Source organism: Streptomyces sp. NPDC052687 (assembly GCF_040678395.1).
GTDB lineage: Bacteria > Actinomycetota > Actinomycetes > Streptomycetales > Streptomycetaceae > Streptomyces.
The window spans coordinates 54,144-78,527 of sequence record NZ_JBFATR010000006.1; the positions used below are offsets into that span (position 1 = coordinate 54,144).

Here is a 24,384-nt window from a genome sequence, read left to right on the forward strand (position 1 = left end):
CCGGGTTGCGGCCGGACCGTCGCTAGTTCATGGGCGTACTCATCGCGTACTCATCGAGTGCTCATCGCAATCTCGACCTGCTTTCGACTCGCGAGGTACCAAGCCGCACGGGGTTCCGTGCGGCACGTTTCTTACCGTGTTGCCTGGTCGACAACTGTCGTCCGCTCGACGTACTGGCGCAACGCCTTTGTGTCGAGCGCTCCCGGGGCGCGCAGTGCCCTCGTGAACGCCCGGCGGCGAACCGCCTGATCGAGACAGACCAGGGCGGGGTGTACGTACGCACCCCGGCCGGGCAGCGTACCGCGAGGATCGGGGACGCATTCGTCCTCGATCGCCACGATGCGCAGCAGCTCCGTCTTGGCCGCTCGTTCCCGGCACCCCACACAGGTGCGTTCAGGGCAAGCGCGGACCCGCGTCCGGCCAGACACTCCTAAGTCTACCTCCCCGTACGCACCTCACCCCTGTGGGGCGGGATTCGAACAGTTGCAGCGCGGCAACCTGTCGTGATCTCAGCGTTGTACGGCCGGGATCTATTCCCCGGACCGGTCCGCGCTCTGCTCGGTGTCGGGCCGGATGTCGATCCGCCAGCCGGTGAGCCGGGCGGCGAGGCGGGCGTTCTGGCCCTCCTTGCCGATGGCCAGGGACAGCTGGTAGTCGGGCACCGTGACCCGGGCGGACCGGGCGGCCAGGTCCACGACCTCGACCTTCGTGACGCGGGCCGGGGACAGGGCGTTCGCCACCATCTCCGCCGGGTCGTCCGACCAGTCGACGATGTCGATCTTCTCGCCGTTCAGCTCGCCCATGACGTTGCGCACACGGCCGCCCATGGGGCCGATGCAGGCGCCCTTGGCGTTCAGACCCGAACGGGTGGAGCGGACCGCGATCTTCGTTCGGTGACCGGCCTCACGTGCGATGGCGGCGATCTCGACGGAGCCGTCGGCGATCTCCGGCACCTCCAGCGCGAAGAGCTTCTTCACCAGATTGGGGTGCGTGCGCGACAGGGTCACGGACGGGCCACGGACGCCCTTCGCCACCCGGACGACGTACGACCGCAGGCGCATGCCGTGCGGGTAGGACTCGCCGGGCACCTGCTCCTGCACCGGCAGGATGGCCTCCAGCTTGCCGATGTCGACGAGCACGTTCTTCGGGTCGCGGCCCTGCTGGACCACGCCGGTGACGATGTCGCCCTCGCGGCCGGCGTACTCGCCGAGCGTCGCGTCGTCCTCGGCGTCGCGCAGCCGCTGCAGGATGACCTGCTTGGCGGTGGTGGCGGCGATACGGCCGAAGCCGGACGGGGTGTCGTCGAACTCGCGGGGCTCCTGCCCCGGCTCGAGGTCCTCGGGGTCCTCCTTCGCCCACACGGTCACGTGACCGGTCTCGCGGTTGAGCTCCACGCGCGCGTGCCGGCGGCTTCCCTCGGTGCGGTGGTAGGCGATGAGGAGGGCCGATTCGATGGCCTCGACCAGCAGGGAGAAGGAGATCTCCTTCTCCCGTACCAAGCCCCGCAGGGCACTCATGTCGATGTCCACGGCTACGCCTCCTCTTCCTTCTTGTAAGACTTCTCGTCCTTGCGGTTGAACTCGACCTGGACACGTGCCCTGGCGATCTCCGGGAAGGCCAGCCGGCGCGCGGTGGCCTTGCGGCCCTTGACTCCGGGCACCTCCAGCTCGACGCCCTCGTCGTCGACCCCGAGGATTCTGGCGACCAGTTCGCCGCCCTCGGTCAGCTGGAACCTCGCCAGCCGGCCCGTGGCGCGCACATAGTGCCGGTGTTCCGTGAGGAGGCGTTCCGCGCCCGGGGTGCCGACCTCGAGGGTGTACTCGCCCTCGCCCATCGCGTCCGTCTCGTCGAGCTTCGCCGAGAGCGCGCGGCTCACATCGGCGATCTGGTCCAGGTCCGCTCCGGTGTCGGAGTCGACGACGACGCGCAGCACCCGCTTGCGTCCGACCGAGTCCACCGCGATCTCTTCCAGATCCAGGCCCTGGGAGCTGACGAGCGGTTCCAGCAGTTCTCGCAGCCTCTCGCTCTGGGTGGTGCTCATCCGGGTGACTCCTCGGCCGCGTGTGCTGTTGTGGGATGGGTCGTGTGTCAGGTCAAAGGTTATCTGGTCCCGGGGAGTGTTGCCGTCCACCGGCCTCCGGGCGGTGCCGGTGCCGTGCCGGTGCCGATGAGTGGTGTCGGACACGTGCGCGGGTACCGTGATCACGGGCGGGCCACCGGGTGCCGCCCATGACGTTCGTACGAGCCTCCGAGGACGCCAGCCGTGCCGTACCCCCCGCCGTCGCGCACCCCCTCGGGGCCGCGCCGCAGAACCCTGCTCGCCTCGGCCGCCGGGGTCGCCCTCCTGTCGGGCTGCTCCGCCGGGCCGGAGGACTCCGACGGCGGCCGGGGCGGCAGCCCGGCGGCCGCCGACCGCGCCCGCGCGCGGGCCGCCCGGGACAGCGAGCGGCTGGCCGAGCGGTACGACGCGGTCCTCGCCGCGCACCCCGGGCTGACCGAGACGCTGGCCCCGCTGCGCGCGGAGGTCGTACGGCACCGGAAGGCCTTCGAGGAGGGCATCGCGCCGTCCGCGTCGCCGTCCGCCCCGTCGTCTTCGCCGTCACCGTCGGTGTCGGCTTCGGCTTCGGTGTCCGTGCCCGGTGACGAGAAGGCGGCCCTCGCCGAACTGGCCGCCGCCGAGCGCGCGCTCGCCGACCGGCGGGGCAAGGCGCTGATGGACGTGCCGGGCGAGCTGGCCCGCCTGCTGGCCTCGGTGGCCGCGGCGGGGGCGGCGCACGCCTATCTGCTGACGGAGGCGGGCCGGTGAGCGAGGTGACCGAGCGGGAACTGGGCGCGCTGCAGGCGGCGCTGGCGGCGGAACACGCGGCGGTGTACGGGTACGGGGTCGTCGGCGGGCGGATCCGGCAGGAGCGGCGCGGCGAGGCGCGGGCGGCGTACGACGCGCACCGGGCGCGGCGGGACGCGCTCGCGCGTGAGGTGCGGGATCTCGGCGGCAGGCCGGTGGCCGCGGCGGCCGGGTACGCGCTGCCGTTCGCGGTGACCGACTCGGAGTCCGCCGCCCGGCTCGCCGCCGAGCTGGAGGAGCGGGTGGCCGGGGTCTACTCCGATCTGGTGCGGGCAGCCGAGGGGCAGCGCCGGGGCACGGCGGCCGCCGCGCTGCGGGAGGCGGCGGTGCGGGCGGTGCGCTGGCGGGGCGGGAGCGTAGCCTTCCCTGGGCTCGCCGAACGGGCGGGCACCGCGTCGGCGTCCGCGACGCCCACGACGTGAACCGCACCGGAAGGGAACGACTCGCGTATGGCTTTCGAACCGCCGCGGCGTCTGGTGAGGGCGCTCGGTGAGACGGCACCGGACGGTGGCGACTGGCTCGAGAGGCTGCCCGGGACGGTACGGCAGGCCGTCGCGCTGCGCGAGTTGACCGTCGAGCGGGTGCAGGTGCCGGGTGGCCGCAGCAGTCTCGTGGTGCTCGTACGGCGTCCCGACGGCACCCCCGCCGTGCTGAAGCTGGCGCCGCCCCGGGCCCGTCCGGAGAGCGAGCGGGCCGCGCTCGCGCACTGGGCCGGGCGGGGCGCCGTCCAGCTGCTGGAGGACGACGCGCCCGACGGGGCGCTGCTGCTGGAGCGGCTGCACCCGGATGTGTCGGTGCGGTCGCTGCCGGAGGCGAAGGCGCTGCTGGAGGCGGCGGGCACGCTGCGCCGGCTGTGGGTGGCGCCGCCGCAGGGCCACACCTTCGAGACGGTCGCCGGGCGCACGGGGCGGCAGGCCGCGGCGATGCGGGCGAGCGCGGAGGCGGACGCGGAGGTCGCGCCGCTGGTGGAGGTGGCGCTGGCGGCCCGCGAGGAGCTGCTGGCGGCGCCGCCGGAGGAGCGGCTGCTGCACGGCACGTTCCGGCAGAGCAAGGTGCTGGCCGGGGACCGGATGCCGTGGCTGGCCGTGGGGCCGGACCCGGTGGTCGGGGAGTGCGCGTTCGATCTGGCGCGGCTGGTCCGGGACCGGGTGGAGGACTTGATCGCGCAGCCGTCGGGTGCGGCGACGACGCGGCGGCGGGTGAAGCGTCTCGCGGAGTCGCTGGACGTGGACCAGGAACGGCTGCGCGGCTGGACGCTGTTCCGGGCCGTGGAGTCGGGGGTGCGGGCGCGCAGGGTGGGCCGGGCGCGGGACGCGGAGCTGCTGCTGGAGTTCGCCGGCTGGCTTTAGCGCCTGGCCGCCGGCCTCCGGGGGCTGCCGCCCCCGGGTCCCCGCTTCGGCCCTGAACGGGCCTCGTCCTCGGACGCCGGACGGGCCGGCTCGGCCCGCCCGGTGTTCACAGGTGCCTGCCGTGGCCGCCGCTCACGCCGTGAGGCGGGCGACGGCCTCCTCGACGGTGAGTTCCTCGCGCTCGCCGGTCTTGCGGTCCTTCAGCTCGACCACGCCTTCGGCGGCGCGGCGGCCGGCGACGAGGATCTGGGGGACGCCGATCAGCTCGGAGTCGGTGAACTTCACGCCCGGGGAGACGCCGGCGCGGTCGTCGACCAGGACGCGCACGCCGGCCGCCGCCAGCTTCTCGGAGATGTCGAGGGCCAGTTCGGTCTGGAGGGCCTTGCCGGCGGCGACGACGTGGACGTCGGCGGGGGCGATCTCCTTGGGCCAGCACAGGCCCTTGTCGTCGGCGGTCTGCTCGGCGAGCGCGGCGACCGCGCGGGAGACGCCGATGCCGTAGGAGCCCATGGTGACGCGGACCGGCTTGCCGTTCTGGCCGAGCACGTCGAGCTTGAGGGCGTCGGTGTACTTGCGGCCCAGCTGGAAGATGTGGCCGATCTCGATGGCGCGGTCCAGCTTCAGGCCGGTGCCGCACTGGGGGCAGGGGTCGCCTTCCTGGACGACCACGACGTCGACGTACTCGTCGACCTCGAAGTCGCGGCCGGCGACGACGTTCTTCGTGTGGGTGCCGGGCTTGTTGGCGCCGGTGATCCAGGCGGTGCCGGGGGCCACGCGCGGGTCGGCGATGTACGTGACCTTGTCCAGGCCCTGCGGGCCGACGTAGCCGCGGACCAGGTCGGGGCGGGCCGCGAAGTCCGCCTCGGTGACCATCTCGACGGTGGCCGGGGCGAAGTGCGCCTCGACCTTGTCCAGGTCGACCTCGCGGTCGCCGGGCACGCCCACGGCGACGATCTCGCCGTCGACCTTCACCAGGAGGTTCTTCAGCGTGGCGGAGGCGGGTACGCCGAGGGAGGCGGCCAGGGTCTCGATGGTGGGGGTGTCCGGGGTGGGGATGTCCTCGGCGGCGGGCACGCCGGAGGCGTCGGCCGGCTTCAGCTCGTAGGTGATCGCCTCGGTGTTGGCGGCGAAGTCGCAGTTCGGGCAGTCCGCGAAGGTGTCCTCGCCGGCCTCGGCGGGGGCCAGGAACTCCTCGGACTTGGAGCCGCCCATGGCGCCGGCGGTGGCGGCGCAGATGCGGTAGTCGAGGCCGAGGCGCTCGAAGACCTTCTGGTAGGCCTGGCGGTGCAGGGCGTAGGAGTGGGCGAGGCCCTCGTCCTCCAGGTCGAAGGAGTACGAGTCCTTCATCAGGAACTCACGGCCGCGCAGGATGCCGGCCCGGGGGCGGGCCTCGTCGCGGAACTTGGTCTGGATCTGGTAGAGGATGACCGGCAGGTCCTTGTAGGAGGACGCCTGGTCCTTCACCAGCAGGGTGAAGATCTCCTCGTGGGTGGGGCCGAGCAGGTAGTCGCCGCCCTTGCGGTCCTGGAGGCGGAACAGCTCCGCGCCGTACTCGCTCCAGCGGCCGGTCGCCTCGTAGGGCTCGCGCGGCAGCAGGGCGGGGAGCAGCACTTCCTGGGCGCCGATGGCGTCCATCTCCTCGCGGACGACGCGCTCCACGTTGGCGAGGACCTTCTTGCCGAGCGGCAGCCAGGTCCACACGCCCGCCGCGGTCCGGCGTACGTAGCCGGCGCGGACGAGCAGCTTGTGGCTGAGGACCTCGGCGTCCGCCGGGTCGTCGCGCAGGGTCTTCGCCATCAACTGGGACATGCGCTGGACCGGTGCGTTGGCCATGGTTCTCGTACTCCTGCTGCGAAAGGGTGGTGGCTAGGAGGTTAGCCGGGGGGCGGGGGCCCGCGGAAATCGATTGATGCCTGCCGGACAGGTTCCTAGCGGCGGCGCAGCGGGAGCGGGGCGCCCATCACGGCGTACGGGCGGGGGGCGCTGGGGAAGAGGACGCGGCGGGCCAGGTCCTGGTAGCCGAGCGAGTGGTAGAGGCCGCGGGCGGGGCTGTCGGTGTCGATCGCGGAGAGGATCGAGCGGGGCTCGGTGGCGCTGTCGGTGATCGTGGTGATCAGGGCGCGGCCGATGCCGCGGTTCTGGTAGCGGGGGTGGACGTGCAGCTCGGTGATGACGAAGGAGTCGTCGAGCCAGGCGTCGTTGCCCTGCGCGCGCAGATACGGTTCGACGATCGTCGACCACCAGTGGGTGCGGCTGTTGGGCATGCCGTAGACGAACCCGGCCAGGCGGCCGTCGGCGGTGGTGGCGCCGAGGGCGCGGGCGCCAGGGTAGGTCATGTGGCGCAGCACGATCTGGCGGCGTACGGCCACCTCGTCCGGGCCGAGGCCGAAGGCGAGGGCTTGGACGGCCAGCGCTTCGTCGACGTGGGCGGGGAGGTCGAGGGGGGCGATCGTGATGTCGCGAAGCATGTCGGCGAGCCTACAGCGGGCGAAGCGCTCTCAGAACAGCACGCTCATGAAGGCGCCGGCCTCGCGGAAGCCGACGCGGCGGTACGTCCGGCGCGCGGCCGTGTTGTAGTCGTTGACGTACAGGCTGACCACGGGGGCGACGTCCGCGAGGGCGTAGCGCAGGACCGCGGTCATGCCGGGGGCGGCGAGGCCCCGGCCGCGGTACTCGGGGGCGACCCAGACGCCCTGGATCTGGCAGGCCTGCGGGGTCGCGGCGCCGATCTCCGCCTTGAACATGACGTTGCCGTGTTCGTCGAGGCGGGCGAAGGAGCGGCCGGAGCCGACGAGTTCGGCGACCCGGGCCTGGTAGAGCAGGCCGCCGTCGCCGGCCAGCGGGGAGACGCCGACCTCCTCGGTGAACATCGCCACGCACGCCGGCATGATCGTCTCCATCTCGTCCTTGCGGACGCGGCGGACGTACGGGTCCGGCTCGATGTCGTCGGGCATCCGGTCGGTGACCATCAGCGGCTGGCGGGCGCGGACCTCGCGGGCCGGGCCCCAGTGCGGCTCCAGCAGCCGCCACAGCTGGGCGGTGGGCTCGGCCGGGCCGACGATGGAGGAGCAGCGGCGGCCGGCCCGGCGGGCGCGGTCGGCGAAGGCGCGCACAGCGCGCGCGGTGGCGCAGATGGGCACGAGGTTGGCGCCCGCGTAGCACAGCGACGTGAGCATGCCGTCCTCGTACCAGCCCCACATCTCGCCGCCGAGGCGCCAGGGGTCCAGGCCGGCGACCTGGACCCGGGAGGTCACGAAGGCGTTGGCGACCGGCTCGCGGTTCAGGACGGCGAGCGCGGCGTCCAGGTCGCTCGGTTCGAGGACCCGGGAGGTGGTCTGGGTCAGCACGTGCGGGGCCCTCCGGGGTCAGCTGCTGGTCTCCGCACTGTACCCGCGGATGCGCTGCGCTTGCTCGGGCGGAGGGCGCCTGAGAGCTCGGAGGGTTCTGTGGTCGCGCGTGTGCGGGCCGTTCGTGGCTGGTCGCGCAGTTCCCCGCGCCCCTTCGGGGGCGCGGCACCACTGACGTTGCTCAGCCGGCGACCGAGATGGTCGGTTCGCCACTTTCCACGCCCTCGGCCTCCATCTGTTCGGCCAGCTTCATGGCCTCTTCGATGAGGGTCTCGACGATCTTGGACTCGGGGACGGTCTTGATGACCTCGCCCTTGACGAAGATCTGGCCCTTGCCGTTGCCGGAGGCGACGCCGAGGTCGGCCTCGCGGGCCTCGCCGGGGCCGTTGACGACGCAGCCCATGACGGCGACGCGCAGCGGGACCTCCATGCCGGTGAGGCCGGCGGTCACTTCCTCGGCGAGCTTGTAGACGTCGACCTGGGCGCGGCCGCAGGACGGGCAGGAGACGATCTCCAGGCCGCGCTGGCGCAGGCCGAGGGACTGGAGGATCTGGAGGCCGACCTTGACCTCCTCCACGGGCGGGGCGGACAGCGAGACGCGGATGGTGTCGCCGATGCCCTGGGAGAGCAGCGCGCCGAAGGCGACGGCCGACTTGATCGTGCCCTGGAAGGCGGGGCCGGCCTCGGTGACGCCGAGGTGGAGGGGGTAGTCGCACTGGGCGGCGAGCTGGCGGTAGGCCTCGATCATCACGACCGGGTCGTTGTGCTTGACCGAGATCTTGATGTCGCGGAAGTCGTGCTCCTCGAAGAGGGAGGCCTCCCAGAGGGCGGACTCGACCAGCGCCTCGGGGGTGGCCTTGCCGTACTTCTCGAGCAGCCGCTTGTCGAGGGAGCCCGCGTTGACGCCGATCCGGATCGGGGTGCCGTGGTCGCGGGCGGCCTTGGCGATCTCCTTGACCTGGTCGTCGAACTTCTTGATGTTGCCCGGGTTCACGCGGACCGCGGCGCAGCCGGCCTCGATGGCGGCGAAGACGTACTTCGGCTGGAAGTGGATGTCGGCGATGACCGGGATCTGGGACTTCTTCGCGATGATCGGCAGCGCGTCGGCGTCGTCCTGGGTGGGGCAGGCGACGCGGACGATCTGGCAGCCGGACGCGGTCAGCTCGGCGATCTGCTGGAGGGTGGCGCCGATGTCCGAGGTGCGGGTGGTCGTCATGGACTGGACCGAGACCGGCGCGTCCCCGCCGACCGCCACGGATCCGACCTGGATCTGCCGGCTCTTCCGGCGCTCGGCGAGCTTGGTCGGAACGGACGGCATGCCGAGAGAAATCGCAGTCATCTGCTGTGCAACCCCAAGTCGTGGATCAAGGTCCGGTCCCGTTCAGCGGCGGGCTCCGGCCTTCGAGATTACGGCACCGGCCAGAACCTAAGCACATCACACCCGAGAACCACTCGAACGGGAGGCGGCCCGGCGGGTGAATGCCGCCGGGCCGCCGGGAACGCCGTGTGGCTACGAGATTCTGACCGGGTTAACGACGTCCGCGATCAGCACCAGGATCGTGAAGCAGACGAAGATCCCGGCCACCACGTAGGCCACCGGCATCAGCTTCGCCACGTCGAAGGGTCCCGGATCGGGGCGGCGCAGCAGCCGGGCGGTGTGCCGGCGCAGCGACTCCCACAGGGCGCCCGCGATGTGCCCGCCGTCGAGCGGGAGCAGCGGGAGCATGTTGAACAGGAACAGGGACAGGTTGAACATCCCGACCAGCATCAGGGCCATGCCGAGCTGCTGGGTCGCCGGGATGTCGAGGGTGAAGATCTCGCCGCCGACGCGGGCCGCGCCGACCACGCCCATCGGGGAGTCGGGTTCGCGGGGGGCGCCGTCGAAGGCCGCGTTCCACAGGGCGGGGATCTTGCCGGGCAGCGCGGCGAGGGAGTCGACGGCGTCGCCGACCCGGTCGGTCATCCAGGTCACCGAGTCGCCGAAGTCCTGCTTGACCACGCCGGTGGCGGCGCTGAAGCCGAGGAAGCCGGCGGTGACGTACTGGCCTTCGACGACCTGGCCGTTGCCGTCCTTCTTCAGGACCTGGTTGGTGGCGATCGTGGCGTGCAGGGTGACTTCCTCGCCCTTGCGGTCGACGACGATCGCGACCTTCTCGCCGGGGCTGGAGCGGATCAGGTCGGAGAGCTGGTTCCAGTTGTCGGTGCGGACGCCGTCGAAGGCGACGATCTTGTCGCCGGCCCGCAGGCCGGCCGCAGCGGCCGGGGAGGCGGGGTCGGAGTCCTTGCAGGTGTCACGGTTCTGGCTCTGCGGGACGACGCACTTCTGGACCTCGCTGACCGCGGTGGTCTGCTGGGTGACGCCGAAGCCCATGAGCACGATGAAGAACAGGGCGATGGCGAGCACCAGGTTCATGAAGGGGCCCGCGAACATCACGATGACCCGCTTCCACGGTTTGCGGGTGTAGAAGAGGCGGGTCTCGTCGCCGGGGCGCAGTTCCTCGAAGGCGGCGGAGCGGGCGTCCTCGATCATGCCGCGCCACGGGGAGGTGGAGCGGGCCTCCACCCGGCCGTCGGGGCCGGGCGGGAACATGCCGATCATGCGGATGTAGCCGCCGAGCGGGATGGCCTTGACGCCGTACTCGGTCTCGCCCTTCGTGCGGGACCACAGGGTCGGGCCGAAGCCGACCATGTACTGCGGCACGCGGATGCCGAACATCTTGGCCGTGGAGAGATGACCCAGCTCGTGCCAGGCGATCGAGAACAGCAGGCCGACCGCGAAGACGACTATGCCGAGGATCATCATCAGGGTCGTCATGCACGGGCCTCCGCCGTCATCGCCGTCAGTTCCCGGGCCCGGGTGCGCGCCCAGGTCTCCGCTTCGAGGACGTCCGCCACGGTGAGCGAGGTTCCCGTGCGCGGGGTGCCGTGCTCCTCGACCACCCGGGTCACGGTCTCGATGATCCCGTTGAACGGCAGCGCGCCGGCGCGGAAGGCCTCCACGCACTCCTCGTTGGCCGCATTGAACACCGCCGGGGCGGTGCCCGCGAGCTCACCGACGTGGCGGGCGAGGTTCACCGAGGGGAAGGCCTCGTTGTCGAGGGGGAAGAACTCCCAGGTGGAGGCCTTGCTCCAGTCGAACGCCGGGGCGGCGTCGGGGACGCGCTCGGGCCAGCCGAGACCGATGGCGATCGGGCCCCGCATGTCGGGGGGCGTCGCCTGCGCGAGGGTCGATCCGTCCGTGAACTCCACCATCGAGTGGACATACGACTGCGGGTGCACGACGACCTCAATGCGGTCGAAGGGAATGTCGTAGAGCAGGTGCGCCTCGATCACCTCCAGGCCCTTGTTCACGAGGGTCGCGGAGTTGATGGTGATGACCGGGCCCATCGCCCAGGTGGGGTGGGCGAGGGCGTCCTCGACGGTGACGGAGGCCAGCTCGTCCTTGGTGCGGCCCCGGAACGGGCCGCCGGAGGCGGTGACGACAAGTTTGCGCACGTCGGCGCGGGTGCCCGCGGCGAGGGCCTGGAAGAGGGCGGCGTGCTCGGAGTCGACCGGGATGATCTGGCCGGGCTTGGCGAGCGCCTTGACCAGCGGGCCGCCGACGATGAGCGACTCCTTGTTGGCGAGCGCGAGGGTACGGCCCGCCTCCAGGGCGGCGAGGGTCGGGGCGAGGCCGATGGAGCCGGTGATGCCGTTCAGCACGGTGTGGCAGTCGGAGCCGGCGAGCCGGGTGGCCGCGTCCGGGCCGGCCAGGATCTCGGGCAGCGGCTCCCCCGGGCCGTACTCGGCGCTCAGGGCCTCGCGCAGCGCGGGCACCACGTCCTCGCGGGCGACCGCCACGGTCCGCACCCGCAGCCGCCGCGCCTGCTCGGCGAGGAGGGCGACCCGCCCGCCGTTGGCGGACAGGCCGGTCACCCGGAAGCGGTCCGGGTTGCGCAGCACGAGATCGATGGCCTGGGTGCCGATCGACCCGGTGGAGCCGAGGATCACCACGTCCTTCGGGCCGTCTTCCGTCACCGGGTCGTAGAGGCGGTGCGGATCCGCGAGGGGGGAGGGACTGTCGCTCATCCCCCCATTGTGGCCGCACGGGAGGGCCGTCAGGACAGCGCGTCCCTCGGGTGGGTGTCGCCGGTCAGTCGGGGACGGTGCGGCGTACGTCGGGGCGGGGGGTTTCGGGGGTGTGGGTGTCGGCGATCCAGGGGCCGTCGTCGGAGGGGTCGACCACGCCCTCTTCGAGCCATGCGTAGGTGCCGGACAGGACGCCCTTCACCAGCTTGCGGTCGAGGTCGTCGGTGTTGTTCCACAGGCGGGTGAAGAGGGCGTCGACGCGCAGGCGGGCCTGGTGGCAGAAGACGTCGGCGAGCTGGTAGGCCTCGCGGCCGTTCTCGCCCCGGGAGCGGAGGAGTTCGGCGCGGACGCAGGCGGCGCTCATGGCGAAGAGTTCGGCGCCGATGTCGACGATCCGGCCGAGGAAGCCCTGCTTGGTCTCCATGCGGCCCTGCCAGCGGGACATGGCGTAGAAGGTGGAGCGGGCGAGTTTGCGGGCGGTGCGCTCGACGTAGCGCAGGTGCGGGGAGAGGTCGACGCCGCCGTGCCGGAACTCGGCGTAGGAGCGGGGCAGCCGGCCGGGACCCGCGATGAGCCTGGGCAGCCACTTGGCGTAGAAGACGCCCGCCTGGGCGCCCGCCCTCGCCTTGTCCCGGAGGGACTTGTCGGGGTCGATGAGGTCGCCGGCGACGGAGAGGTGGGCGTCGACCGCCTCGCGGGCGATGAGGAGGTGCATGATCTCCGTCGAGCCCTCGAAGATGCGGTTGATGCGCAGGTCGCGCAGGATCTGCTCGGCGGGTACGGCCCGCTCGCCGCGCGCCTTGAGCGACTCGGCGGTCTCGAAGCCGCGGCCGCCGCGGATCTGGACGAGTTCGTCGGCCATGAGCCAGGCCATCTCGGAGCCGTACAGCTTGGCGAGGGCGGCCTCGATGCGGATGTCGTTGCGGTCCTCGTCGGCCATCTGGGACGACAGGTCGAGGACGGCTTCGAGGGCGAACGTCGTCGCGGCGATGAAGGCGATCTTCGAGCCGACGGCCTCGTGCAGGGCGACCGGCTTGCCCCACTGCTCGCGCACCCCGGCCCATTCGCGGGCGATCTTCAGGCACCACTTGCCGGCGCCGGCGCACATCGCGGGCAGGGACAGGCGGCCGGTGTTCAGCGTGGTCAGGGCGATCTTCAGGCCGGCGCCCTCGGGGCCGATGCGGTTCGCGGCGGGGACGCGCACGCCCTGGAAGCGGGTGACGCCGTTCTCGATGCCGCGCAGGCCCATGAACGCGTTGCGGTTCTCGACGGTGATGCCCGGGGAGGACGCCTCGACGACGAACGCGGTGATGCCGCCCTTGTGGCCCTCGGTCTGCGGGACGCGGGCCATGACGACGAGCAGGCCGGCGACCACGCCGTTGGTGGTCCAGAGTTTCACTCCGTCGAGGACGTAGTCGTCGCCGTCCGGCACGGCGGTGGTGGCGAGGCGGGCCGGGTCGGAGCCGACGTCGGGCTCGGTGAGGAGGAAGGCGGAGATGTCGGTGCGGGCGCAGCGCGGCAGGAAGCGTTGCTTCTGCTCGGGCGTGCCGAACATCTTCAGCGGCTGCGGGACGCCGATGGACTGGTGGGCGCTGAGCAGGGCGCCGACGGCGGGGCTGGCGGAGCCGGCCAGGGCGAGGGCCTTGTTGTAGTAGACCTGGGTGAGGCCGAGGCCGCCGTACTCGGGGTCGATCTTCATGCCGAGCGCGCCGAGTTCCTTCAGCCCGTTGATGGTCTCGTCGGGGATGCGGGCCTCGCGTTCGATGCGGGCGGAGTCGATCTCGGTCTCGCAGAAGGCGCGCAGTCGGGCCAGGAACTCCTCGCCGCGGCGCACGTCCTCGTCGGCCGGGAGCGGGTGGGGGTGGATGAGGTCGAGGCGGAAGCGGCCGAGGAACAGCTCCTTGGCGAAGCTGGGCTTGCGCCAGTGCTGTTCCCGGGCCGCCTCCGCCACCTGGCGGGCCTCACGTTCGGTGACGACGGGTCGGGTGGTGGGAGTGGCGGACATGAGGCTCACCTCGCCGCGAATCGGGATCAGGGTCCAATTGGTTACCGACGGGTGCTACGCGATCGTATGTACCCGATAACGGACGGTCGCACCAGCCTCCGCGGGGCCGTTCGGCCCAGCCGTGGTGTTCACTGGCTGCGGAGCAAGCGCGGAAAGAAAGCTGTCGAAGCGCTTCGACAGCCTATGGACACCCACTCGCGCTGGGGCTACTGTCGAACCACCCTCACCCGCCGTTGTTCGCAGTGCGCTTTGTCGAAGCGCTTCACAAAGCTTGGAGAGCGGATGGTCACCCTCGCCGAGGTCGCCCAGCACGCCGGAGTCTCGGCGAGCACGGTGAGCTATGTCCTCAGCGGCAAGCGGTCCATCTCGGCGACCACCCGGCAGCGGGTCGAGCAGAGCATCCGGGAGCTGGGGTACCACCCGAACGCCGGTGCCCGCGCCCTGGCCAGCAGCCGGTCGAACATCATCGCGCTGATGATCCCGCTGCGCACCGACATGTACGTGCCGGTGATGATGGAGATCGCCATCGCGGTGGCCACCACCGCCCGCGTCCACGGCTACGACGTGCTGCTGCTGACCGGCGAGGAGGGCCCCGACGCGGTGCGCCGGGTCACCGGCAGCGGGCTCGCCGACGCGATGATCCTCATGGACGTCGAGCTGGAGGACGAGCGGCTGCCGCTGCTGCGCGGCGCCGGCCAGCCGTCGGTGCTGATCGGTCTGCCCTCCGACACCACCGGTCTGACCTGCGTGGACCTCGACTTCACGGCGACGGGCGCGCTGTGCGTGGAGCATCTGGCCTCGCTCGGGCACCGGGACATCGCCGTCATCGGCGAGGCCCCGGCGGTCTACGAGCGGCACACCGGCTTCGCCGAACGCACCCTGCAGGGGCTGCGCGGCCGCGCCCGCGAGCTGGGGCTGCGGGTGCTGCACCGCCCGTGCGAGGGCGGGTACGACGCGATGGCGGCGACGCTCGCCCGCATCTTCGACGAGCGTCCGGCGACCACCGGGTTCGTGGTGCAGAACGAGTCGGCGGTCGAACCGCTGCTCGCCCTGCTGCGCCAGCAGGGCCGGGCGGTGCCGGAGGACGTCTCGGTGGTGGCGATCTGCCCGGACCAGGTCGCCGTGCAGGCCTCGGTGCGGCTGACCTCGGTCGCCATCCCGGCCCAGGAGATGGGCCGGTACGCCGTGGAGCACCTGGTCGCCAAGCTGGACGGGCGCGGCAGCGACGAGGTCGTGCTGATCGCGCCCGAGCTGACGGTCCGCGCGAGCACGGGACCGGCGCCCGCCCTCTCCTGACGCCTCCCCCACCCCGGCCCCACCCGCCCGGTCCTGCGCGGACCACCTCGTCCTGGCCCTTCCCGGGGCACCCCCATGTCTTCAGGAGCACGCCACGTGATTCAGCCTGCCGAAATCCAGCCCAAGGTCAGCCTCGCGCAGTCCTCCCCCACCGTCGGCACGTTCCGCGAGCAGGGCGGCGCGCTGGAGTGGAGCGGCCGTCAGGAGACGCTGCGGATCGAGCCGTGGGGTCCGGACGCGGTCCGGGTGCGCGCCCGGCTGGGCGGCCCGGTCCTCGACGGACTGCCGGGCGCCCTGCTCCCCGAGGCCCCGCCCACCGCGTCCACCGTCAAGACGGGTGACGGCGAGGGCCGGCTGACGGTGGGCGCGCTGACCGTGCGGGTGAGCGCCGAGGGCCTGGTCCGCTTCGAGCGCACCGATGACGGCGGGGAACTGCTGGCCGAGGAGCGCGCCCACTTCTGGTGGCCGGGCCCGCGGCTGTACACGGCGGTCGGCAACGGGTACCACCGGCTGGAGCAGCGGTTCGCCGCGTACGACGACGAGAAGCTGTACGGCCTCGGCCAGCACCAGCACGGCCGGCTGGACCAGAAGGGCCTGGTGCTGGACCTGGTCCAGCGCAACGCCGAGGTCTCCGTCCCGGTCCTGACCTCCAGCCGCGGCTACACCCTGCTGTGGAACAACCCGGCGATCGGCCGGGTGGAGCTGGCGCACAACGGGACCCGCTGGGTGGCGGACTCGGCCCGCCAGATCGACTACTGGATCACCGCGGGCGCCCCGGCCGACGCCCAGCGCCGCTACAGCGCGGTCACCGGCCGCACCCCGATGCTGCCCGCGTGGGCGGCGGGCTTCTGGCAGTGCAAGCTGCGCTACCGCACCCAGGACGAACTCCTCGCCGTGGCACGGGAGTACAAGCGCCGGAACCTGCCCATCGACGTGATCGTGTGCGACTTCTTCCACTGGACGCACCTCGGCGAGTGGAAGTTCGACCCGAAGGAGTGGCCGGACCCGGCGGCGATGGTGCGCGAGCTGGACGAGCTGGGCATCAAGCTGGTCGTCTCGGTGTGGCCGTCGGTGTCCCCGCTGAGCGAGAACCACGCGCCGATGGAGCAGCGCGGCTACTTCATCGGCACCCAGTACGGCCCGCTGGCGCACGCCGACTGGCCCGACAAGGAGGTCGCCTCCACGGTCCAGGTGGCCTTCTACGACGCGACCAACCCCGAGGCGCGCGCGTTCGTGTGGTCCCGGATCCGCGACAACTACGTGGTGCCGTACGGCATCAAGTCGTTCTGGCTGGACGCCTGCGAGCCGGAGCTGAAGCCGGGCTTCCAGGAGAACCTGCGGTACTGGGCGGGGCCGGGCCTGGAGGTCGGCAACATCTATCCGGCGGAGAACGCCCGCGCCTTCCACGAGGGCCTGACGGCGGCCGGCGAGGACGAGATCATCACCCTCAACCGCTCGGCCTGGGCGGGCAGTCAGCGCTACGGCGCGGCCCTGTGGTCCGGTGACATCGGCACCGACTTCGCCACCCTGCGCCGCCAGATCGCCGCCGGGCTCAACACGGCCCTGTCGGGCATCCCGTGGTGGAACACCGACATCGGCGGCTTCCACGGCGGCGACCCGGACGACGCGGCGTACCGCGAGGTGATGGTCCGCTGGTTCCAGTTCGGCGCGCTGTCCCCGCTGATGCGGCTGCACGGCTTCCGCGACCCGGGGATGCCGCTCGGCCCGGAGATGACCGGCGGCCCGAACGAGGTGTGGTCGTACGGCGAGGAGGCCGGCGCGATCATGGAGCGGTATCTGCGGCTGCGCGAGCGGCTGAAGCCGTATGTGCTGAAGGTGATGCGCGAGGCCCACGAGGAGGGGCTGCCGGTGATGCGGCCGCTGTTCCTGGAGTTCCCGCAGGACCAGACGGCCTGGTCGGTGGACGACGCCTATCTCCTGGGCGGGGATCTGCTGGTCGCCCCGGTGCTGACCGCGGGCGCCACGGCCCGCACGGCCTATCTGCCGGCGGGCGCCGTCTGGACGGACGCGTGGACCGGTGCGACGTACGAGGGGGGTACGGCCGTGACGGTCGAGGCCCCGCTGGACCGCATCCCGCTGTTCCTGCGGGACGGGGCGCGGCTGCCCGTGGCGGAGTAGCCGCTTCGGGCGGGGGCGGCCGGAGAGGGGACCGGCTGCCCCCGCCCCGCCGGTCAGCCGCCGCTGACGGTGAGGTTGTTGGTGGTGAAGTTCAGGCCGCCCGCGGACGAGGTGATCTCGTAGCCGAACTGGACGTCACCGATGGTCTCGTTGCCCATCCACTTCTTGGTGTCCTTGATCCACTTCAGGATCGGCAGGATGTTCACCGTGCCGGAGCTGGAGTCCGAGGTGCGCAGGAACGAGAAGACCTCGTTGTGGCCGTTGCTGCCCTTGTAGACGTTCCAGGTGTGGCCGCCGAGGGTGACGGTGCCCTGGGAGGTGCCGAGCGGGCCGACGGCGCCGTTGTGGTTGACCCAGAGCATGATCTCGTAGTCGTAGTCGGTGTCCCAGATGTCGTACGACGTGTTGTACGCGCCGGACGACGGGACGGTGACGTTGTAGCTGCTGGTCAGCGAGGTGATCGAGGTGATCGGCTTGTTGATCACCTTCTTGGAGTTGGGGTACGACTTGATGCCCCCGGTGTCGGGGTGGTCGGCCCAGACGCCCCAGTTGGTGCCGGAGTTGGCCCAGACGCACTGGCTGCCGGCGCCGGAGCCCCAGATGTTGTTGTAGAGGGTGTAGCCGTTCAGCGTGGTGTTGCCCCACTGGTCGCAGGAGTTCCAGACGGCGGCGTGCGCGGGGGCGGAGGCGAGGCCGACGGTGGCGCCGAGGGCGAGCGCCGGGGCCAGCAGGGCCTTGGTGATCCTGCTCAGGGTGCGTGCTTCCATGGGTGTCCCTTCCATGGGTGGGGGAAATGTGGGGGTCACCGCGTCCCCAGGTCGAGGACGCGGTCCTCTCCGGCGGTCAGGTCGAGGTGACCGGTGCCGGAGGGGGTCCTGAGTTCCACGCGGGTGGTGCGGGAGGGCCGTACGACGGCGGTCGTCCCGGTGCGGCTCCACGTGAGGTCGATCCGCGCGCCGAACCGGGTCCGCACACCGCGCAGTTCGCCCTCGCCGAGCCGGTCCGGGAGGGCGGGGAGCAGCACGAGCCGGCCGGGCGTCGACTGGACGAGCATCTCGATCAGCACGGCGGGCAGGGTGTGCGCGGCGTCCGCGTTGTAGACGTCGCGGCGGGGGTAGTGGGCGCTCATCAGGGAGGCGTGGAAGAAGTCGCCGCCGAGGACCTGGTCGAGCGCGTGCGCGACCCGGCCGGCGTCCCGCAGGCGGGCGGCGATCAGGGCGTGGTGCAGATGGCCGTGCGCGGAGTCGTTCTCGGCGCCGCGCAGTTCGAGCGCCCGGTGGGCGGCCTCGGCCAGGGCGGGGGTGTCGTAGGGGTTGATCTCGTCCAGGGGCCACACGCCGTAGAGGTGGCTGAGGTGGCGGTGGTCGTAGGAGTCCGTGAGGCCGGGCCAGGCCCATTCGGCGAGGGCGCCGTCGGCGTTGATCCGGTGGGGCGGGAGCCGGTCGGCGAGGGCGCGCCAGCGGTCGGCGTCGGGTCCCGGGTGGTACGCGGCCGCGGTGCGCAGGGCGTGCCGGGCGGCGGAGAGGTCCATGGCCGCGTTGAGGGCGCCCCAGCTGCCGTTCGCGGGGCGGTTCTCCGGTGAGTAGGAGGGGACGATCACCAGGTGGCCGTCGGCGTCGGTGCGGGTGAGGAAGTCCTCGTAGAAGCGGGCGGCTTCGGCGAGCGCGGCGGCGGTGCGCGGGTCGCGGGTGCCGTGGGTCTCGTCGTGGTCGACGAGCGGTTTGAGCAGCCAGTCGGCGCCGGCGGTCCACAGGTGCAGGGGGTATTCGCGGCTGAAGTGGTAGGCGTGCCCGGACTCGCCGTCGGTGTGCGCGGGTGCGACGGCGCCGCGGGTGCCGAAGACGGCGCGGGCGTTGTCCCGCCAGTCGGCGAGCTGCCCGTGGACCAGCGCCGCGTGGGCCTCGGTGACCTCGGGCAGGGCGCCCGCCGCGGCGGAGGCGGTCTGGAGGTTGAGGTTGGCGTCGTTGGTGAAGGCGCCCGCCCAGGCGGTGTCCCAGTCGCCGGTCCACAGGCCGGTCAGGCGGGGCGGGAACATGCCGCTCGCCGACAGCAGGTGATAGCGGCCCGCGGCGAACAGCCGCTCCAGGAGGGCGGTGCTGCGCGGGCGGCTCAGCAGCTCGGAGCCGGGCAGGGCGCGCTCGGCCGGGTCGGCGGCGAGGTCGAGGGTGACGCGGGTGTAGGCGGTGCGGTGCCCGGCGGTGTGCCGGGCGAGGAGGTCGTCGTACGACCTGCCGTCGAGGAGTTCCCGCAGGGCGCGGCCCTCGGCGACCAGGTCCAGCTCTCCGGTGTGCCGGCGCACCCGGGTGAGGAGCGTCAGCGCCGTCGCGCCCTCGATGCGCGCGCCGGGCGGCGCCAGCCGGGTCGTGCCGCCCTCGACGACGGCCAGGGCGACCCCGGTGTACGCGAGGTCGCTGCCCGGGTAGCGCACGCGCAGGCCGAGCAGGGCGCCGTCGGCGGTGAGCACGGCGCCCTCCCCGACCCCGAGCCCGTGCGGGGCGCCGGGGAGGCGGGGGTCGAGGGAGAGGCCGAGGGTGAGGTGGGGGGCGGTGACGCGCTGGACGATGACGTCGTCGGCGCGGGAGACGAAGACGCGGCTGGTCCGCTCGCCGTGGACGGCGGTGACCTCGCCGGTGGTGAAGTCGACGGACCGCCGGTAGGGGCCGTCCGGGGCGGTGGCGGCGCGCAGGCGGGTCTGGAAGGCCGGGTGGAAGGAGCGCACCCAGTGCAGCGGGCGGCCGTCGGTGAAGGTCTCGGCGGCGGTGAGGTCGCCCGCCAGCAGACGGTCCTGGAGGGCGGGGAGGGCGGCGGCGAGCCGGGGCGGGCGGCGGTAGCGTTCGTCGCCGGCGGGGCGGACGAGGGTGTGGTGGGTGACGATGACCCGGTTGTCGTTCGAGTCGCCGAACACCAGGGCGCCGTGGCGGCCGTTGCCGCTGAGGAAGGCGTCCTCCCAGCGGCCGGCGGGCCGGGGCTCCCAGGTGCCGTGCACGGGGCCGGTGGCGGGGGCCTCGTCCCGGGGATGCGTGCCGTCCACGGCCGGGGCGGTCCCGGCGGGGTGCGGGTTCACGGGCGTACCGCTCATGGCCGCAGCACCGCCACGCCGTAGCGGTCCAGGCGGACCTCGTCCGTCACCGTCGCTCCGGTGAGCAGGTCGTGGTGGCGGCCCGGCACCGGTACGGTCACCGGCTCGCGGCCGTGGTTGAGCACGAACAGCAGCGCGCCGCGGCGCACCGCCTCGACCGTGGCCGGAAGGTCCGCCAGGACCGGGCGGACGCCGGCCTCTTCGGCGGCGCGGGCGAGCAGGCCGCGCAGGGCGTCCGGTTCGGGGAGGGTGGAGACGTACCAGGCGCGGCCCCGGCGCAGCACGGCGGGCAGTCCGTCCAGCTCGCCGCCCCGGTAGGGGACGGTCTCGGTGACGTCGTCGGCGGCCTCGATCTCCTCCGACCACAGCGTGCCCCGGAAGCCGTCGCACGCGACGCTTGCCCCCGCGTCCAGGGGCCACCACTCGTGCAGCACGCGGACGCCGAACAGCTCGCGCAGCCGGGCGTCCATGCCGCCCGCGCGGACCCGGTCGTCCTCGTCGGCGACGCCGGTGAGGAAGCCGCTCACGAGGGTGCCGCCCGCGCGGACGTAGCCGAGCAGGTTCTCGATCGCGGCGTCGGTGAGGAGGTACAGCTGCGGGACGACGACCAGGCGGTAGCGGCTCAGGTCGTGCTCGGGGTGGGCGAAGTCGGTGGTGAGGTGGGCCTCCCACAGGGCGCGGTGCCAGGCGTGCAGCACGGCCGGGTGGTCGACCAGGGTGGACGGCCGGCCCTCCTGCGCGCCGGCCCACCAGGCGTGCCAGTCGTGCAGGATCGCGACGTCGGCCACGAGAGGGGTGCCGGTGACCTCGGTGAGCCGTTGCAGGTCCGCGCCGATCCGCTTGACCTCCTGGAAGGTACGGCCCTCCTCCCCCGCGTGGCTGACCATGCCGGAGTGGAACTTCTCCGCGCCCTGCCGGGACTGGCGCCACTGGAAGTAGCAGACGGCGTCCGCGCCGCGGGCCACGGCCTGGAGGGTCCAGAGCCGGTTCAGCCCGCGCGGCTTGGGGTGGTTCACGCCGCGCCAGTTGACCGGGCCGGCCGCCTGTTCCATCAGCATCCAGGGGCCGCGCGCCTGCGAGCGGGTCAGGTCCTGGACGAGGGCGCCGTGCTGGGCGCCGAGCGGGTCGCGCGGGTCCGGATAGAGGTCGACGGAGACGACGTCCTCCTCCTCGGCCCAGCGCCAGGCGTCCTGGCCGATCCACAGCGGCATGAAGTTGGAGGTGACCGGGAGGTGCGGGGTGTGCCGGCGCACGATGTCCCGCTCGGCGGTGTAACACTCCAGGAGCATGTCGGAGGTGAAGCGCCGGAAGTCCAGCACCTGCGCGGGGTTGGGCAGGTAGTGGGCGCGGCGGGGCGGGATGACGCTCTCCCAGGTGTCGTAGCCCTGGCTCCAGAAGGCGGTGCCCCAGGCGGTGTTGAGGGCGTCGAGGGTGCCGTACCGGTCCCGCAGCCACCGGCGGAAGCGCTCGGCGGCCTCGTCGCCGTAGTCGAAGGTGCAGTACTCGTTGTTGATGTGCCACAGGGTGAGGGCGGGGTGGTCGGCGTAGCGGGCGGCCAGGTCCTCGGTGATGGCGGCGGCGAACCGCCGGTAGACGGCGCTGGAGTGGGAGAAGTGCTGGCGCCCGCCCCAGTGTTCGGTGCGCCCGTCGGCGTCGCGGGGCAGGGTTTCCGGGTAGAGCCGGCCCATCCAGGGCGGGGGCGAGGCGGTGGGGGTGGCCAGGACGACGCCGATGCCGTGCGCGTGCATCAGGTCCATCAGCGTGTCCAGCCGGCCGAACTCCCGTGCGCCCGGCTCGGGTTCGAGCGTGGACCAGGAGAAGACGCCGAGGGTGACGGAGTTGACGCCGGCGTCCTTCATCAGCCGGACGTCCTCGTGCCAGGTCTCCTCGGGCCACTGCTCGGGGTTGTAGTCGCCGCCGAAGAGGATCCGGCCGCGGGTGACAGCGTTCAGGTGGGGCATCAGACCGGCTCTCCGTACTGGATTCCGCGGCCGTTGGTGGCGACGTAGACCCGGCCGTACACGCGCGGGTCGCCGGTGATCGTCTCGCCGGTCCAGCCCCACTGGTGCCGGTCGTCGTTGATCCGCACCCAGGTGCGGGCCCGGTCGTCGGAGCGGTACACGGCGGTGACGGTGCCGACCGTGCCGACCTGGTAGACGGCCGGGTAGTCCGCGCCGTCGGCGGCCTTGCCGAAGCCGAGGGCGTACGAGGCCCGGCAGCTGGTGACCTCGGTGAAGGCGGCCCCGCCGTCGGTGGACCGGTACAGCCCGTTCTCCTTGGCGGACAGCCACAGGTCGCCGGCGCGTCCGGGGGCCGCGACGAGCTTGAACTGGCTGTCGCCGGCGGGCAGTCCGGTCGCCCGCGCGGTGAAGGTGCGGCCGCCGTCGGTGCTGGCGGACACCGTTCCCGAGGCGGTGTCGTAGGCGTAGAACAGCGCCGGGTCGACCGGGTCGGCGACCGGTATGGCGCCCTTGGGGAAGGTGGCGACCTCGGACCAGGTCGCCCCGTGGTCCGCCGAGCGGTGGGCGGGGTAACGGGTGCCGTCCCAGTGCACGAACGTCCACAGCAGCACGCTCCCGTCGGCGCTGACGGCGATCGGCCCCGGCGCGTCCTCGGCGAGGCCGGGCTGGGTGGCGAAGGGCGCCCAGGTGCGGCCGCCGTCGTGCGAGTGGGCGCCGTTGCCGTGGTCGCCCCAGCCGGTGCGGACGACGTACGACGGTTTGCGCGCGGCCTGCGCGAGTCCCGTCGCGGTGCCGAACACCGGGTTGGCCGCCATGCCCCGCGAGGGGGACGCGGTGAGCCGCTCGTGGTACATCACGCCGATGTCCCCGAGCCCGCTGATCAGGTGCGCCTCCCCTTCCGGGGGCGAGATCAGCTGCCGCACGGACGCCTCCTCCAGCCCGCGGATTTCCGGCGCCCAGTGCCTGAGGTCGCGGGTGCCGTAGAGGGTGGCGCCGGTGCCGTAGACGATGTGGCGCGCGTCGTGGGGGTCGACGGCGAGGGCCTGGATCCACCAGCCGAACTTGGGCTTGTCCTGCCCCCACTTCAGGTACGGGGTCTCGGACACGTCGAGGACGGCCGACTCCTTCAGCGAGGTCCAGGAGCGTCCGCCGTCCGTGGAGCGGTAGAGGGTGTCGACGGCGGCCCAGCGGTTGTTGGTGGACACGACGACGGTCCCCGGGCGGCGGGCGTCGACGGCGACCCCGCCGTACCCGAAGGTGTCGGCGGCGCCGTCCGGCTTCGCGGGGGTCACCTCGGTCCACATGCCGGTGGCGCAGGCCAGCTTGTGGACGCTGCCGTCCGTCTGCCCGTTGGGGCCGGGCGCGTCGGCGTACGTCACGTACAGCTCGCGGGCGTGGCGGTCGTACGCGGCGCGCACCGGGACCTTGGCGGCGGCGCCGGACGGCTGTCCGGGGACGGGCTGCCAGCGGTCGCCGTCCGTGGTGCGGAACAGGTTCGGCGCGGTGCCGTCACCGTCGCCCCAGCCGGCGTAGACGGTGCGGCCGGCCGCGACGAGCAGGGTGACGCCCTGCCCGGAGGGGCTGGGGGTGACCGGGAAGCCGGTCGCGGGCGCCCAGGTGGCGCCCCGGTCGGTCGACTTGAGCAGTCCGTCGTGCCGGGTGCCCAGCCAGAGCGTGTCGCTGTCGCGCGGGTCGACCAGCAGCCGCTCGCCCGTTCCCCGCCCGTCCTCGTTGGCGCCGAGCTTCACGGCGAGGTCGGTGCGCCGCCAGGTGGCGCCCCGGTCCTCGGACCGCAGCACCGCCCCGTTGCCCGACCAGGGCTGGGTGTAGGTGCCGAGGGCGAGGTAGAGCCGGTCCGGGTGCGCGGGGTCGACCGCCATCGCCTCCACGCCGAGCAGGTTCCAGTCGTCCCAGCCGAGGTGGTCGGTCAGCGGGATCCAGCGGGCCGCCCGGTCGTCCCAGCGGTAGGCCCCGCCGATGTCGGTCCGGGCGTAGGCGAGCCCGCGGACGGCGGGGTGGAACAGCACGCCGGTGATGAATCCGGTACCGCCGATGACGACGTTGCGCCAGCGGTGGGCGGACGCTCCGGCGGCCTGGCCGACCTGCCCGGCCTGCCCGGCCTGGGCGGGGACGGCGGGCAGCGCGGTGACCGCGGCAGCGGCGGCGGTCCCGGCGAGAACGGTGCGCCTGGACGGGATGGACATGCTCATGACACAACCTCGGTTCGGAGGAATTCGGGTTCGGGAAGTGACTTCAGGGGCGCGGGGCTGTTTCGACATGCGGCTCCGCCGCGCG

At 72.7% G+C, this 24,384-nt stretch carries 19 protein-coding genes; 5 read left to right on the forward strand and 14 right to left on the reverse strand.

Features of this window, described 5'->3' with window-relative positions; all coding sequences use genetic code 11:
- Positions 1–131 precede the first annotated feature (131 nt).
- From AB0K92_RS08960 to rimP, 3 genes are all read right to left on the reverse strand, one after another.
- A complete protein-coding gene (locus AB0K92_RS08960) occupies positions 132–428 on the reverse strand; it encodes a YlxR family protein (protein ID WP_365920828.1) in 297 nt (98 codons plus the stop codon).
- A 102-nt stretch (positions 429–530) separates the two neighbouring features.
- Positions 531–1,529: a transcription termination factor NusA gene (gene nusA / locus AB0K92_RS08965; protein WP_365920830.1), complete on the reverse strand. Its 999-nt coding sequence runs from the start codon at positions 1,527–1,529 to the stop codon at positions 531–533.
- 2 nt (positions 1,530–1,531) lie between these two features.
- Positions 1,532–2,041: a ribosome maturation factor RimP gene (gene rimP, locus AB0K92_RS08970; protein ID WP_365920832.1), complete on the reverse strand. Its 510-nt coding sequence runs from the start codon at positions 2,039–2,041 to the stop codon at positions 1,532–1,534.
- A gap of 222 nt (positions 2,042–2,263) precedes the next feature.
- Here rimP and AB0K92_RS08975 point away from each other — a divergent pair, with 222 nt between their 5' ends.
- The 3 genes from AB0K92_RS08975 to AB0K92_RS08985 are packed head-to-tail and all read left to right on the forward strand — an operon-like array spanning position 2,264 to position 4,194.
- Positions 2,264–2,806 carry a hypothetical protein gene (locus AB0K92_RS08975; RefSeq protein WP_365920834.1) on the forward strand — a complete coding sequence of 181 codons (543 nt, stop codon included), beginning with the start codon at positions 2,264–2,266 and terminating at the stop codon, positions 2,804–2,806.
- The gene (locus tag AB0K92_RS08980) at positions 2,803–3,267 is read left to right on the forward strand and encodes a ferritin-like domain-containing protein (RefSeq protein ID WP_166002595.1); all 465 of its coding nucleotides are present in this window, start codon (positions 2,803–2,805) and stop codon (positions 3,265–3,267) included. The genes AB0K92_RS08975 and AB0K92_RS08980 overlap by 4 nt, the downstream gene beginning before the upstream one ends.
- 27 nt (positions 3,268–3,294) lie before the next feature.
- Positions 3,295–4,194, forward strand: coding sequence for an aminoglycoside phosphotransferase family protein (locus AB0K92_RS08985; RefSeq protein WP_365920837.1), 900 nt, complete (start codon positions 3,295–3,297; stop codon positions 4,192–4,194).
- Between the two features lie 132 nt (positions 4,195–4,326).
- Here AB0K92_RS08985 and AB0K92_RS08990 read toward each other — a convergent pair whose 3' ends face one another.
- The 7 genes from AB0K92_RS08990 to AB0K92_RS09020 form a co-directional block, all read right to left on the reverse strand.
- A complete protein-coding gene (locus tag AB0K92_RS08990) occupies positions 4,327–6,027 on the reverse strand; it encodes a proline--tRNA ligase (protein ID WP_365920839.1) in 1,701 nt (566 codons plus the stop codon).
- 95 nt (positions 6,028–6,122) lie between these two features.
- Positions 6,123–6,662 carry a GNAT family N-acetyltransferase gene (locus AB0K92_RS08995; protein WP_166002592.1) on the reverse strand — a complete coding sequence of 180 codons (540 nt, stop codon included), beginning with the start codon at positions 6,660–6,662 and terminating at the stop codon, positions 6,123–6,125.
- Positions 6,663–6,692: 30 nt separating this feature from the next.
- Positions 6,693–7,541, reverse strand: coding sequence for a GNAT family N-acetyltransferase (locus AB0K92_RS09000; protein WP_365920841.1), 849 nt, complete (start codon positions 7,539–7,541; stop codon positions 6,693–6,695).
- A 181-nt stretch (positions 7,542–7,722) separates the two neighbouring features.
- Entirely contained in the window at positions 7,723–8,880 is a 1,158-nt protein-coding gene (gene ispG, locus AB0K92_RS09005; protein WP_365920843.1) for a flavodoxin-dependent (E)-4-hydroxy-3-methylbut-2-enyl-diphosphate synthase, read from the reverse strand.
- Between the two features lie 171 nt (positions 8,881–9,051).
- Positions 9,052–10,344: a site-2 protease family protein gene (locus AB0K92_RS09010; protein WP_365921034.1), complete on the reverse strand. Its 1,293-nt coding sequence runs from the start codon at positions 10,342–10,344 to the stop codon at positions 9,052–9,054.
- 8 nt (positions 10,345–10,352) lie between these two features.
- Positions 10,353–11,609: a 1-deoxy-D-xylulose-5-phosphate reductoisomerase gene (dxr, locus tag AB0K92_RS09015; protein ID WP_365920845.1), complete on the reverse strand. Its 1,257-nt coding sequence runs from the start codon at positions 11,607–11,609 to the stop codon at positions 10,353–10,355.
- Between the two features lie 64 nt (positions 11,610–11,673).
- The gene (locus tag AB0K92_RS09020) at positions 11,674–13,614 is read right to left on the reverse strand and encodes an acyl-CoA dehydrogenase family protein (RefSeq protein WP_365920847.1); all 1,941 of its coding nucleotides are present in this window, start codon (positions 13,612–13,614) and stop codon (positions 11,674–11,676) included.
- 282 nt (positions 13,615–13,896) lie between these two features.
- Between AB0K92_RS09020 and AB0K92_RS09025 the strand changes: the two genes are divergently transcribed.
- Both AB0K92_RS09025 and AB0K92_RS09030 read left to right on the forward strand, forming a co-directional pair.
- Positions 13,897–14,910 (forward strand): LacI family DNA-binding transcriptional regulator, encoded by a 1,014-nt coding sequence (locus AB0K92_RS09025; protein ID WP_166002586.1) that lies wholly within the window; start codon positions 13,897–13,899, stop codon positions 14,908–14,910.
- A gap of 96 nt (positions 14,911–15,006) precedes the next feature.
- Complete coding sequence (locus tag AB0K92_RS09030; RefSeq protein WP_365920850.1) at positions 15,007–17,049, forward strand: TIM-barrel domain-containing protein; 2,043 nt, start codon at positions 15,007–15,009, stop codon at positions 17,047–17,049.
- A gap of 53 nt (positions 17,050–17,102) precedes the next feature.
- Here the strand turns inward: AB0K92_RS09030 and AB0K92_RS09035 are convergent, their stop codons facing one another.
- The 4 genes from AB0K92_RS09035 to AB0K92_RS09050 are packed head-to-tail and all read right to left on the reverse strand — an operon-like array spanning position 17,103 to position 24,299.
- Positions 17,103–17,816, reverse strand: a complete 714-nt coding sequence (locus AB0K92_RS09035) for a hypothetical protein (RefSeq protein ID WP_365920852.1) — start codon at positions 17,814–17,816, stop codon at positions 17,103–17,105.
- A 35-nt stretch (positions 17,817–17,851) separates the two neighbouring features.
- Positions 17,852–20,128: a glycoside hydrolase N-terminal domain-containing protein gene (locus AB0K92_RS09040; protein ID WP_365920854.1), complete on the reverse strand. Its 2,277-nt coding sequence runs from the start codon at positions 20,126–20,128 to the stop codon at positions 17,852–17,854.
- Complete coding sequence (locus tag AB0K92_RS09045; protein WP_365920856.1) at positions 20,125–22,089, reverse strand: beta-galactosidase; 1,965 nt, start codon at positions 22,087–22,089, stop codon at positions 20,125–20,127. Before AB0K92_RS09045 ends, AB0K92_RS09040 begins: the two co-directional genes overlap by 4 nt.
- Positions 22,089–24,299, reverse strand: coding sequence for a 1,4-beta-glucanase (locus tag AB0K92_RS09050; RefSeq protein ID WP_365920858.1), 2,211 nt, complete (start codon positions 24,297–24,299; stop codon positions 22,089–22,091). The genes AB0K92_RS09045 and AB0K92_RS09050 overlap by 1 nt, the downstream gene beginning before the upstream one ends.
- Positions 24,300–24,384: the final 85 nt, after the last annotated feature.

What these genes read in the sequence shown, in the direction of transcription:
- rimP (WP_365920832.1), bottom strand. Translation starts at nt 2,041, where the DNA reads ATGAGCACCACCCAGAGCGAGAGGCTGCGAGAACTGCTGGAACCGCTC.
- AB0K92_RS08985 (WP_365920837.1), top strand. Translation starts at nt 3,295, where the DNA reads ATGGCTTTCGAACCGCCGCGGCGTCTGGTGAGGGCGCTCGGTGAGACG.
- AB0K92_RS08990 (WP_365920839.1), bottom strand. Translation starts at nt 6,027, where the DNA reads ATGGCCAACGCACCGGTCCAGCGCATGTCCCAGTTGATGGCGAAGACC.
- AB0K92_RS08995 (WP_166002592.1), bottom strand. Translation starts at nt 6,662, where the DNA reads ATGCTTCGCGACATCACGATCGCCCCCCTCGACCTCCCCGCCCACGTC.
- ispG (WP_365920843.1), bottom strand. Translation starts at nt 8,880, where the DNA reads ATGACTGCGATTTCTCTCGGCATGCCGTCCGTTCCGACCAAGCTCGCC.
- AB0K92_RS09010 (WP_365921034.1), bottom strand. Translation starts at nt 10,344, where the DNA reads ATGATGATCCTCGGCATAGTCGTCTTCGCGGTCGGCCTGCTGTTCTCG.
- dxr (WP_365920845.1), bottom strand. Translation starts at nt 11,609, where the DNA reads ATGAGCGACAGTCCCTCCCCCCTCGCGGATCCGCACCGCCTCTACGAC.
- AB0K92_RS09020 (WP_365920847.1), bottom strand. Translation starts at nt 13,614, where the DNA reads ATGTCCGCCACTCCCACCACCCGACCCGTCGTCACCGAACGTGAGGCC.
- AB0K92_RS09025 (WP_166002586.1), top strand. Translation starts at nt 13,897, where the DNA reads ATGGTCACCCTCGCCGAGGTCGCCCAGCACGCCGGAGTCTCGGCGAGC.
- AB0K92_RS09035 (WP_365920852.1), bottom strand. Translation starts at nt 17,816, where the DNA reads ATGGAAGCACGCACCCTGAGCAGGATCACCAAGGCCCTGCTGGCCCCG.
- AB0K92_RS09040 (WP_365920854.1), bottom strand. Translation starts at nt 20,128, where the DNA reads ATGAGCGGTACGCCCGTGAACCCGCACCCCGCCGGGACCGCCCCGGCC.
- AB0K92_RS09045 (WP_365920856.1), bottom strand. Translation starts at nt 22,089, where the DNA reads ATGCCCCACCTGAACGCTGTCACCCGCGGCCGGATCCTCTTCGGCGGC.
- AB0K92_RS09050 (WP_365920858.1), bottom strand. Translation starts at nt 24,299, where the DNA reads ATGAGCATGTCCATCCCGTCCAGGCGCACCGTTCTCGCCGGGACCGCC.